Raw genomic sequence first — 10,983 nt, 5'->3', positions numbered from 1 at the left:
CGCAGACACTGCTGCCTGCCTTCCCAGGCTCAGGGAGAGCTTGCAGGCGTTGCCGCCTTCCCAGCATCTCGGGAGAACGATCTGGACGCTTCCCGTCCACCCTGTTCACGGGTGCGCACTGCGCCGCTCTCTGAGCCGCACACGCGCTGGAGACCCTGTTCCCAGGCACTTGCCTCCATCCAGGATCCAGATGGAACCGTGGGCACGGTTGCCCTCACTCCCCCGGCTCAGGGAGCCGCCAGGAATCGCCCCGGTCTGGGCATCCTTGGCGAGTAGACTAGTAGAGGTGGGTCAGGATCAGGTAGCACAGCAGGAGCAGCAGTGGAATGGCCAGCACCATCCCACACGCACACCCCAGTCGGGTGCACCATCTCTTCCTGTTCAGCCGCCAGACCGCTTCCCCAACCTCGACCTGCTGGCACTGGTGCGTCACGCGCAGCAGGTCGACCGCTTGGGACTGGACCTGCCCGGCGAAGGCATACATCTGCTGCGCCCCCTGTTGGGCCTGTGAGACACTTGCCTGTGCCTGCTGTATGCCCTGCAGGGCAACAGCCGACCAGCGAGCCGCAATGGCCTGACTCTCCTGCTGGACCTGGCGCTGCTGCTGCAGACCGTCGTAGGCTGCCCGTTGCCAGAACTGCTGCTGAGCAGCCTGGTCCCGGATGAACTGGCGAATGAACGGCTCCCAGTGGGCATTCCGCCGGACCTCGGCCTGTGCCCGTTCCTCATGTCCCCGGGAGAGCAGAACGCTGAGTTCTGCCACCAGGCCGGCCCGTTGACGCTCCAGCCAGTGCCAGAACCTCTGACGCAGGTCCTGGTCTGCCGGAGTGATTGGGCCGCCCGGGTGTATCAGGAGCACCTCACACGCCTGCTCCACAGCCCATTCCTGTAGCAGCACCTCGAGCGCGGCAGGTAGAGCTGCTTCGTTGCCTTGCAACGCCAGCTGCTCTAAGATGACCCTTTGCCGCTTGAGTGTCGCAAGCTGCATATCACGCTGCTGCTTCAAAGCGGCTCGCGTCAGCCCCTGCTTCTGAGCAGCGACGATGGTCTGCAAGAAAGCCGTCATCGCCGGCTGCAGGTCGACAGAGAGTCGATCCGAGAGATCAGACATGGATTCCCTCGCTTTCATCGCGCTGGTCCACGCTGTGCAGACGCTCCCGTCGCTCGACGAGGGATCTCTGCCGATGGTGCTCTTCCACGCACCACCTGCACGCGCTCCCAGTCTCGCAACACCGGATCGCCATCGTACAGGTGGCACGTTCTTTCTTACGTACGATTACACACACTACGACACTACGGCTAGGGCACTCTGAAGCAGAGTAGGAGCTGTCAGATCAGTCCCTGTGCATAAGAGTAGCAGTAGAGAGCGATCTGCTGCTTCAGCAACCGGGCATAATGCAGACACAGCTCCGCTGGGACGTGCTCCTCCATGTTCTGGAGGGAGAGTAACCAGAGCGCTCCCTCCAGTTCCCGGAAGCGTTTCTGTCCGGTAGCACAGAAGCGATTCCCACAGACCGCCAGATCCTCTTGCGCTGCTGTGAGGAGCTTCCAGACCTCCTGCCGGCCCTCTCGGCTCCGCTGGATGCAGGCATGGGCACGCCGCTCAACGTCTGAAAGCCATGTCTGCAAGAACTCTACATCCCCCGGTTGGACCCGCGCGCTGCCCTCCAGGTGGGAAAGGACTTTGACCAGATCCTGCAGCTCCTGAGCACATCCTCTGGCTGCGCTATTCCGTTCAGGACCAGCCAGAGGGGCCAGGCAGCAGCTTAGCTCGCGGACTGCCTCGTGCAGCGGATGCAGCTCTTCCTGACACCGGTCCTTCTGACATGGCGCTAATAACTGCCTCACTCGCCTGGACCAATCCACGCACCGGTCTCGCCAGCAGCGCAGGGCCTGCACGATGGCCGTGCGCCAACGCGGACGACACAGCAGCACTGTCTGGAAACCACTGACACACAGGATCAGCAGCAGGATCAGTGTTTCTACGAGCAGCAGATGAGACATGAAACCACCTCCTGGGAACCGTTCTCCTCCCTCCACCAGGGTTCTTCCTGTGGCATGGCGTCTCCTCTGCAACCCGGCGCTTCGCCGTGCACAGGGACACTCCTCCAGGTGTCAACCCTGTGCAGGCGAGGCTTCATACAAAACATCTCGGTGTCCTTGCAAGGACACTGCTACTGTAGCAGGCAAGGAGAGGAAGAACACCGGTATGGAGCAGGAACGGCGCGGAAACGTGCAGGGTTCTCCACGGGAATCACCCTGGAGCGGTTGCAGGAGCAGGAAGGCGCACCTGACCGGGTCCCCCTACTCAGGGACTTCACTTGACCTTCCACCAGGGGAGTACCAGCGCCTGTAGCCTATCCTTCAAGGCTCGCCAGAAGGCCCGAGATGGGGTTGTTCCTGCTCTCTTTCTCTGCAATGGCATTCTTGATGACACGCCACACTCGCCTCACCTGTCACCCCTGCCAGCCACGCCAGAAGAGCGCAGGACCTTGCGCTGCCGGCGTGCCTGACCCGGAACCCCAAGGCACAGGATGGTTTCCACCCAGGTCCTCTCCTTTCCTGTCTGCCTCCTGCCCGCTACCGAACATCTTCCCAGCCCAGGCCGTCACCTATCCCAGGCACCTCCCGAGTCTGCTCGCTACGCTGTTTGTCGCAACAGACGCGACATTCACTTTGCAGCCTGCAAACACTCGAAACGCAGCAGGAGGAATAGCTGTGGACCCAGTGATCTCGCTCTTCCAGACCATGCAGTCTCTGGTCGACCTCATTATCACGACTCCTCCAGAGTTCACCACGGCGAACCGCGTGGTCATCGGAGTATGGACTACCATGACAGCCGTGGCAGATGCCTTTTTCGTCCTGATACTCATCATTGGGGCGACCCAGATCATGTACAGCCAGAGCACCGGTACGCTCTCCATGCCACTGAGTCAGTTATTAGCCAAAGCCATCGTGACAGCTCTGTTGATTCATCTGAGCTTCTTCATCGAGCAGGATCTTCTCATGCTGAATAATCTGCTGTGCGCCTTGCTCCCAGCAGACGTTCAGGGCCTGATTCGCCAGGTGAACGGCGGCCAATCGTTCAACAACACGCAACTGCTGAGCCTTTCCTTTGTCCTCACGATTGTCGCCGGGCTCAGCTTCATACGCATCATCTTCCAGGCAGTCAAACGTATCGTTTTCTTTAATGTATTATTTGTTCTCAGCGGTCCAGCCTTCCTCCTATCGTTCCATCCCCAGACAGCTCCCTGGTTCGCCTTCTGGGCTCGAATCTATGTTGTCACGATATTTACCCAGTTTCTTCAATTTCTCACATTTGAGCTGGGTTTCCAATTTCTCATTGCCACCGAACGCACCGGTTTGACTGGCATGATTCTGGCGATTGCGCTGCTCAACCTGACGGCTGAGATTCCGGGCCTGCTCTCGCGCTTTGCTGCTACCCCTGGCGCGACCACAACGGGGATCGGGAACCTGGTAGGAATCGCCATCAGGGCCGCCGCCCTGTTGGCTGCTGTCTGAGGGAGCACAGGCCGTCGCCACCTCTTGTCAGAACGACTACCACCGAAAGCAAGAAAGGAGGAAACATGGAGGCACTCAACGCTTTGAACGAGATTGTGACCCTGTTGCAGCAAAATGCTGCCAAGATTGGCATCACAATCGCCGGCCTGATGGTGGCGGTGTATGCGATCGCCATCATGCTCGACAACGACCAGTCTCCCACGGCGCGGACTGAGAGGTGGGCAAAGCTCAAGCGGGTCTTTATCTGCGCGGCGATTATTGCCGGGGCCAGCGCCTTCGTGAGTCTGGCCACGGGTCTGGGCAAAATGCTCTAGTCCTGACTGAGAAAGGAGGGAGACGGGCAGGCTCTCTGTAGACGGGCGACGACCCGCACCCGCCATGTCCCCAGAGGGCCTGCGCTTGTCTCATCAGATGAGATGCAGGCACACGACGAAAACCCACTGGTCAAAGCGGTCCCGACCCATCTCTTCCAGTTTGAAGAGAAGATTTTCGGGATGTCTTTACAGCAGCTGCTCACCGATATTGGAGCTGGTGTTGGCCTGTTCACGCTCACCGCAGGACTCCCATTGCTCACTCGCATCGTGGTGTGTGCAGTACTCGCCGTGCCAGTGCTCATTCTGGTGCATGGGCAGGTTGAGGGCCAGTCATTGCTCCAATGGCTCTACGTGTATGCTCGGTTCCTGTTCCTTCCCAAACATACGAGCTGGCAGTCCGCCGAGGCGCGCGCGCGCGCCTTGAGCAGATCGGGCAAGGTGCCCGCCGTTCAGACCACCTGGGTGCACCTGGATCACCTCTCCGGGGGAATTATGGGGTACAGCGAGCCTGGTGGCAGAAGCCCCAACCGAGGGCGTTACTGGGTAGTACTGTACTGGAAGTGGAAGGACGCAACATCCGCTATCTGCCGGAAGCAGAGCAGGTTCGGATCTACAGTCACTTCGAGCGCTTTCTGACCGGCTGCGAGTTCCGGCTCCAGTTCATCTCGTCTATCGAACAGGTGCAACCAGCAATCTACCCGGCACTGATCGCGCAGCGGGCGGCTGTTCCTCGCATCCAGGGCAGCACACGTCTGGCAAAGCTCCAACAAGCCAGCGTCGAGTTCCAGCAGCGACACCTGCAGAGTTGCACGATCACACGGCATTTCGTGGTCATCTCCGTCTCAGCTCGCGAGGAGGCGATTCGGCGTCGCACCGATGGGGCCAGGCGTGGCCTGCTCAGTACGCTGTTTCGCCTGCTCTTGCCCAAAGCAGAGGAGATTGTCACCCGCGAACAGGTGCTCGACCAGTTGCGCATCCGCACGTCGGTTGTCAAAAAGCTGTTTCAGCAGCTCGAAGTTCGGGCGTGGCTGCTCGATGACCCGGACCTCCTTCGTCTGTTTGCATCGTGCCTGGCGCCTGGAGCTGAGGTTCCCGCGTTCCGCGCGGTGGACATGGATGAGGCAGCTTTTGCGGCCCTCTCTCTGGCCGAGAACGGAAGAGCAAAAGGGACCGGGCGCGGGGACCGCTGGAAGTCTATTCGCGGACTCCACGGCCAATTTGTCCACGAAAGCACAGACGAACAGGCCCGCTTCGAGGCTGGAGTCCTCAATCTGGCCGACCTGGTGGCTCCATCCAGCATCGAGGTGCACCCGGAGACGCTGGAGGTCACGGTACGCGGGAACACACGCTACCAGCGCTACTTTAGCGTTACCGGCTACGGCCACCAGTTGCTGTGCGGCTGGCTGGCAGATCTCTCCGAGTTGGGGCTGCCGATGGTGATTTCCAGTTCCTTTGATCCTATCGATACCGCCTTCATGATCGCACGCCTGGAGATGCACCTGGTCAAGCTGGAGAGCCAGCGGATCTCGGACCAGAAGACGCTCAAGATCACGAAGGCCAATCAGAGTGTCGAGGCTGAGCAGGTGCGCCGCGTCTTGCGCGAGTTGGCAGCACGGCGTATGAAGGTGTTCGCCACGAGCCTCATCATCGGCATCCACGCAGGAAGCCGAGAGCACCTGGAACAGCGTTCCCATTACCTGCTCTCGCACCTGCGGCAAAAGCAACTGCGCGTTCGGGAATGCCGAAGGCTTCACGATGTCGGCCTCCAGTTGAGTCTGCCGATCTGCCTGCCCCCAGACCTCTCCCAGACGGTGAACTTGCCCAGTGACGCCATATCCACGTTCCTGCACACCTGTTCTGGCGTGGTGGGAACACCCACGGGCGTCTTTCTGGGCTTCATCGGGTCTGGGTTCAGTCGGCGCCCGGTCTACTTCAATCCCTGGTCGGAGGAGCGTAAGATTCCCAATCCCCATGTAGTCGTGGTGGGCGAGACGGGCATGGGGAAAAGCTGGCTGGGCAAGACCTTCGCAACTGGCTTCATGGGGCTGGGCGTCGCCGACGTGGTCGTGCTGGACCATGACGACGATTACCTGCCGCTCCACGAGTTCTTGCGAGGGGAGAGCCAGCGCTATAATCTGGCGCGCGGCTGCCCAATCAACTTTTTTGACCTGCCCTTTGCTCCCAGCGATGTCGATCCAGCTGATCCAGCAGACCTGTTGGCCGAGTTCCTGGATAACCACCTGTTGGCAGGGCTGACCCTGCTGATTTGCGATGCCGAGACGACGCTTTCGAAACTCGAAGAGGCGTATCTGATGGCCGTGGCGCGCGCAACGTATGCCGCCAGAGGCCTGACCAGCGAGGCGATCCGACGCGATCCAACGACGTTGCTGCTCCCAGCGCCGACACTCTCTGACTTTCTAGAGACCATGAAGCAGACGCCGGCGTCTTCTAAGGCGATGCGCCAATCGCTCATCGAGCGGCTGGAGAAGGCTTCATATCTCTTCTGCGGGGAGACGAGCATCCAGCTGGAGAAACCGCTGACGATCTTCTCGATCCATGACCTGGACGAGAAGTGGTATCCGCTGATGACCTTTGTGGTCCAGAACTTCCTGTATCGCCACCGGGCGCTGCGACGAGACGAGCGCTATTTGGCCTACATCGTCGAGGAGGCATCCTACATGCTGCGCCATCCAGCAGGGCGCAGGTACCTCGAAAGTGGGTCCAGGGGGTTCAGAAAGCTCGGGATCGCCCAGCTCACGCTCTCACAGCATCCGCGGGACTTCCTGGAGGAAGGGCAGGTCATCCTGGCCAACGCTGGCACCGCGTTCTTCCTGGGCATGCAGCGTAACGCTGCGGAAAAGCTCTGCCTTTCTCCGGAGCTGGAGCGCACGTTGACCGAGGCGATCCCGGGCCAGGCCGTCATGCGCTGCGGGAACGACTATGCAGCCATCCAGGTAGCTTCCATCCCTTTCCACCGCGCTCTGTTCACCACGGACCCGCAGGAACGCAGGCGGCTTCGGGAGCGCGCGCGCTCAGCTCAGCTGCAGTCTTCTCGGGAGAGTTCTCCCCTCAGAAAGGATGAGTCTCATGCGCAGCACTCATAGACTGAGACGCCCTCGACACAGCCAGCTCCCCGCTCGGCTCATGAAACGGCTGCAAGACCCATTCGTGCAGCATCTGATTGCGTTAGTGCTCATCACACTGCTCGCCGTCGTCATTGGCTGTGCAGTGGAAGCCAGCACCACTTCATGGCACCTGTTCTGGTACGGATTGCTGGCAATGTAGGCAGGAATCTCTGGCATGGCGTGTAAGATGGACGCCGCCACCTCATAGAAAACTAAGGAGAAGAGAGCTGATGTCAACAACGTGTGTTCCTTCCATCAGTCTGTCGTTCCGTTCACGTGCATCCAGATGGACGCGCCTTCTTCTTCCGGGGCTGCTGTTCGTGGTAACGGTGTCACTCCTCTTCCTGGGGAGTCTGCTGTTCCTGACACCGACTCCGCCCAGTTTCGCCAGGGCAGCTTCGTTTGAGACCTGCGCTACTGTGCCTCCCAGGGAGAAACCGACGTTTTGTAATGGGGCAGACCCCATTCAGGGCGGGTGCGCCTCCGATGCTGAAACGGTGACCGAGGAGCCGATCCTTGATGGGTCCGAACAGATTGGCCTGGCGCAGATGCGCCACTCCCCCTCTTGCAATACCTACTGGGGACGGGGCTTCAGCTTTTTGTCTGGTAAGAGCATGACGGTGTTCATTCCTGAGTTGGGCACAGGCGGGAACGCCTCCTTTCTCTCGACCACCCCAGAGATCTACTCCAACATGATCTACGCCACGATCCCCACCGTCACGATTGGGATCATTATTGGACCCACTCGGGTGGTGTTGGCAACGATTCCTGGTGTCAATCTGAGAGCCTGACTGAGAGCCTGAGCTGTTTGCCTGACCTGCTGGCACCAGCATGCCAGCAGGCAGACAGTGCCAGGAAGAAAAGAAGGAGGCGCAATGAGCAGGAGACGACGACTGGCATGGCTTCTTCATTACAACAATCGAAATAGCAATATACCTCTTTTAATGGTTTTACCTCATGAGGAGGGCGAACGTCAGGCCGCCGCAATGGAGAACTGGTTCCAGGCGTGCTCGTCAGATGAGGCGTTTGCCCTGGAGCTGGCAGGGACACGCCGCGAGCAGGTCTTTCTGCTCCGGGCATCGTCGAGTGAGCAGCTCACGCTGCTCGCTCAACAGTTGTATGCCCAATATCCTCAGGCGGGAGGCAAACCGGAACCTATGAAATTCTGGCCTGGCTCAATGCTCGCGAGGCCCTTCGCTGGTGGTGGGATCGTTCCAGCAGCCAAAGTCTCCTTGTCCGCCCCGACGCGGAGTTGCTCTATACCGTGGGAGACTCCTCAAGACCCTACCGCCTGCTGCTGGAATATGATCGGGGAACCACCTCTGCGCGGGAATATGAGCAGAAGTTTGCCGCCTATGCCGATTACCAGGAGGAGGCTCAGACGATTTTACCCCCTATTGTGATGGTTGTTCAGAGCAAGCACACAGCCACCACCATAGAGAGTGTGCTTCGTGAGATCCAGGCGCACCTCCTCCCAGTCGTGATGCTCCTCGAAGAGGAAGTAGCGCGCACAGGCATCAGGAGCATCCTTCCACAGCTCCTTCACTTTGCCAGCCTGTTCTCGTTTCTCTGATCCTCCTCCTTGCTCTGTGCCAGCTCTCCCAGGCGCTTACCATGTGCTTTCCAGGCTGCTCCCACCAGGTTTCCAGGGAGTTCCCAGGCCGCTCCCGCTGGCTCCTTGCACTCATCAGAGGAGAGCTTCAGTCGGAGCTGGCACGGATCGTCAGGTGCGCTGATTGTGATTACCTCCGCCCTTCGAGAGCGGAGGGAGGATCTGAGAGGATTCAAAGAGCACCTGATTTTGGGGAGATTCATCCCTGACTGCCGGTGAACCTCGTCCAGGAACGTTTCTGTGCTCAGCACAGGTTAGGCAGGGTAGAAGCGTGCAGTACCCGTTTGTTCATTGTATACTACTAGAGTATGAAAACAGCAGAAGCCAGGGTGAGAACCGCCCAGGAGGGGAAACTCCTGCTCTTCCGCTCGAATGGCGACGGCTCCCGACAGCTGGCTGGATCGTCCTTTCCAGTGCCTTCCCTGCATTCATCTGGGAGGCAGGCCCTGCGTCGAGAGGGTCCCTGGACCAGTTTCCTGGAGAACCATACACCATGCCCCGCCATGCAGAGACAGAGAGAAAGCCGCACGCTCGTCACCGCCAGGCCTGGCTGATGCCCATGATGACCGCGCTGCTCACCGTCGCAGCCTCGCTTCTTGCCACAGTGCTCTGGACCCTGCCGAACTGGACCCTCTTCCGCACGCATGTCACCCATTTCCCCGAACTGTGGCAACTGGAGAGCAATCGTCGCCTTATCATGCTTCTGACCATCAAGGTTCTTTCCCCGCTCTTGATCGCTCCGATCATCGTCATCTGTTGCTGGCTCATCAGGAGCATCGGCTCACTCGTGTCCGAAAGTGCAGCAGGGGAGTCGGGAGAACCCATCCTGACCAGGCAGATCAGGCAACCCTCTCAGGGAGGTCAGCGGGAGATCAGTGTGATGAGCAGTCCAGCATTTCCCGCCCGGCAATCTTCGCCTGAGAAAGCAGCGGCTTCCCCGGTCAGATCTATACTCATTCCGCAACAGACCGAGAGCGCTGCTCTGACTCAGCCAGTTTCCTTTCCTCTCGAAGCGGCCCCAAAGCCACGGGTTGGCCTGCCGCTTCCCACATCGTCTGCCCCTCCGCTGGACCTTCCCCAGCTCTCTCAGGATCTGCTTCCTCCCAGCGAGTCACACGAGAGCATCTCAGCAAGACCCGAGCAGTTGACTGACAGGACTGCTCCCCCCTTGTCTCCACCAGATGCCTCAGCTGGTGGAAACAACCTCCCCATCTCTGCGGCTTCCTCATCGGGTTTCTCTGCTGTCCACGTTCCGACTGGTGAGCCACCTGTTCTGGACCAGGGCAGGGAAGGCCCCTGTGGGGAGTATGTGAGGATCAGGTTACTCAAGGAAGTGCAGCTGGAGCTGGTAGCCCCCGATGGCAGATGCGTGCAGGTCCCACTTGTCCCCAATGCCAAACGGATCCAATTGCTGGCTTATCTCGCCTGGCTGCGCGGCGAAGAGGTGAGTCGAGAGAAACTGCTAGAGGACGTCTTCGGTCACGGCCTCTCCGACGAGGAAGCCACGCCGAAGCGGTTGGGGGAGGCCTTCGACTCTCACCGCAAGTTCCTGCGCAAGGATGTGCGCGAGGCCATCGCTCGTCTGAATGCAGCAGCGGGACAGGAGCTGATTCCGCCGAACCTGGACGTCTTTAGCACCAGACAGGGACTGTGGCGTCTGGCCCCCACCTGCCGGGTCATCGATCTGGCAGTTCTCTCCCAGGGCCACCCGTCGCTCCTTAGCCCCTTTCCCCCAGACCGTGATCACTCCCCGCCGCCGGTCCACCTTATCCAGGCATAGGGTGAGTAGTTCCGAGAGCCGTATGCCCGTATCGTACAACACCCACAGAATCGCTCGATTGCGAGCTGTAGCCCTCTTCGCCAGCCGACCGGTTTTCCTGGGCGGCGCACAGGCAGCGAGTAACCGTTCGAACTCCTCATCGGTCAGCGTCTCGATGAGAGGACGGCCTGCCCGGGGAAATGGTACCAGATCAAACACATTCTCCTCCAGCAGACGCCGGCGCTCCAGCCAGTGGAAAAAGGCCCGAGCTGAACGCGCATACGTTTGTACCGTGCGCTCCCTGCGCTGCCTGCCATGAGAGCCGCGCGTCGTACGCAGGTAGGTAAACCAGGCGCTGATATCCTCAGCCTCCACCGCTTCGATCTCCGTGACTCCCCGCTGTTGCTGCAGAAACCGTCGCAGGAGCGTGAGCGAGGTGCGGTGCCACTCAATGGTCTTGGGGCTTCGATTGCCCCCAATCTGACTCTGCAGATAGGCCTCAACAAGTGCCTCGATATGCTGTCGGCGCGGTTGACGTCCCACGCGCTGCTCTGATAGGTGCCTGGTCTGCTGCCTGCTTGATCGCGCCTGCTTCCGCCTGGCCCCTGTCGGCTGGGTTGCCAGAGAGAGCAGAGAGGACGAAGGAAGGTC

General features: G+C 59.9%; 10 protein-coding genes. 7 read left to right on the top strand and 3 right to left on the bottom strand.

The window, feature by feature from the left end; genetic code table 11:
- A partial coding sequence (locus A4R35_RS24880; RefSeq protein WP_223258475.1) for a hypothetical protein occupies positions 1-276 on the top strand: 276 nt, incomplete at its 5' end.
- A 1-nt stretch (position 277) separates the two neighbouring features.
- Here A4R35_RS24880 and A4R35_RS23720 read toward each other — a convergent pair.
- Together A4R35_RS23720 and A4R35_RS23715 are read right to left on the bottom strand one after the other, a co-directional pair.
- On the bottom strand, positions 278-1,111 hold the full coding sequence (locus A4R35_RS23720) for a hypothetical protein (protein ID WP_112433905.1): 834 nt from the start codon (positions 1,109-1,111) through the stop codon (positions 278-280).
- A gap of 218 nt (positions 1,112-1,329) precedes the next feature.
- A complete protein-coding gene (locus tag A4R35_RS23715) occupies positions 1,330-2,004 on the bottom strand; it encodes a hypothetical protein (protein ID WP_112433903.1) in 675 nt (224 codons plus the stop codon).
- A gap of 714 nt (positions 2,005-2,718) precedes the next feature.
- Between A4R35_RS23715 and A4R35_RS23710 the strand changes: the two genes are divergently transcribed.
- The 6 genes from A4R35_RS23710 (at position 2,719) to A4R35_RS23680 (ending at position 8,534) form a co-directional block, all read left to right on the top strand.
- Positions 2,719-3,522 (top strand): hypothetical protein, encoded by an 804-nt coding sequence (locus A4R35_RS23710; RefSeq protein ID WP_112433901.1) that lies wholly within the window; start codon positions 2,719-2,721, stop codon positions 3,520-3,522.
- A 65-nt stretch (positions 3,523-3,587) separates the two neighbouring features.
- Positions 3,588-3,836, top strand: a complete 249-nt coding sequence (locus tag A4R35_RS23705; RefSeq protein WP_112433899.1) for a hypothetical protein — start codon at positions 3,588-3,590, stop codon at positions 3,834-3,836.
- A gap of 102 nt (positions 3,837-3,938) precedes the next feature.
- Positions 3,939-4,472 carry a PrgI family protein gene (locus A4R35_RS25445; RefSeq protein ID WP_112433897.1) on the top strand — a complete coding sequence of 178 codons (534 nt, stop codon included), beginning with the start codon at positions 3,939-3,941 and terminating at the stop codon, positions 4,470-4,472.
- Positions 4,397-6,940: a VirB4 family type IV secretion system protein gene (locus A4R35_RS23695; RefSeq protein ID WP_189362276.1), complete on the top strand. Its 2,544-nt coding sequence runs from the start codon at positions 4,397-4,399 to the stop codon at positions 6,938-6,940. Before A4R35_RS25445 ends, A4R35_RS23695 begins: the two co-directional genes overlap by 76 nt.
- A 251-nt stretch (positions 6,941-7,191) precedes the next feature.
- Positions 7,192-7,752, top strand: coding sequence for a DUF2690 domain-containing protein (locus tag A4R35_RS23685; protein ID WP_112433891.1), 561 nt, complete (start codon positions 7,192-7,194; stop codon positions 7,750-7,752).
- A gap of 335 nt (positions 7,753-8,087) precedes the next feature.
- On the top strand, positions 8,088-8,534 hold the full coding sequence (locus A4R35_RS23680) for a replication-relaxation family protein (protein ID WP_112433889.1): 447 nt from the start codon (positions 8,088-8,090) through the stop codon (positions 8,532-8,534).
- Between the two features lie 1,501 nt (positions 8,535-10,035).
- Here A4R35_RS23680 and A4R35_RS24480 read toward each other — a convergent pair.
- The coding region (locus A4R35_RS24480; RefSeq protein ID WP_223258474.1) for a tyrosine-type recombinase/integrase at positions 10,036-10,983 on the bottom strand (948 nt) is incomplete at its 5' end.

This window comes from Thermogemmatispora tikiterensis (assembly GCF_003268475.1).
GTDB classification, from domain to species: Bacteria; Chloroflexota; Ktedonobacteria; order Ktedonobacterales; family Ktedonobacteraceae; genus Thermogemmatispora; species Thermogemmatispora tikiterensis.
Note: the sequence above shows the minus strand (reverse complement) of the source record. Positions and strands in the feature narration are given on the sequence as shown.

What these genes read in the sequence shown, in the direction of transcription:
- A4R35_RS23705 (WP_112433899.1), top strand. Translation starts at nt 3,588, where the DNA reads ATGGAGGCACTCAACGCTTTGAACGAGATTGTGACCCTGTTGCAGCAA.
- A4R35_RS23685 (WP_112433891.1), top strand. Translation starts at nt 7,192, where the DNA reads ATGTCAACAACGTGTGTTCCTTCCATCAGTCTGTCGTTCCGTTCACGT.
- A4R35_RS23715 (WP_112433903.1), bottom strand. Translation starts at nt 2,004, where the DNA reads ATGTCTCATCTGCTGCTCGTAGAAACACTGATCCTGCTGCTGATCCTG.
- A4R35_RS25445 (WP_112433897.1), top strand. Translation starts at nt 3,939, where the DNA reads ATGCAGGCACACGACGAAAACCCACTGGTCAAAGCGGTCCCGACCCAT.
- A4R35_RS23720 (WP_112433905.1), bottom strand. Translation starts at nt 1,111, where the DNA reads ATGTCTGATCTCTCGGATCGACTCTCTGTCGACCTGCAGCCGGCGATG.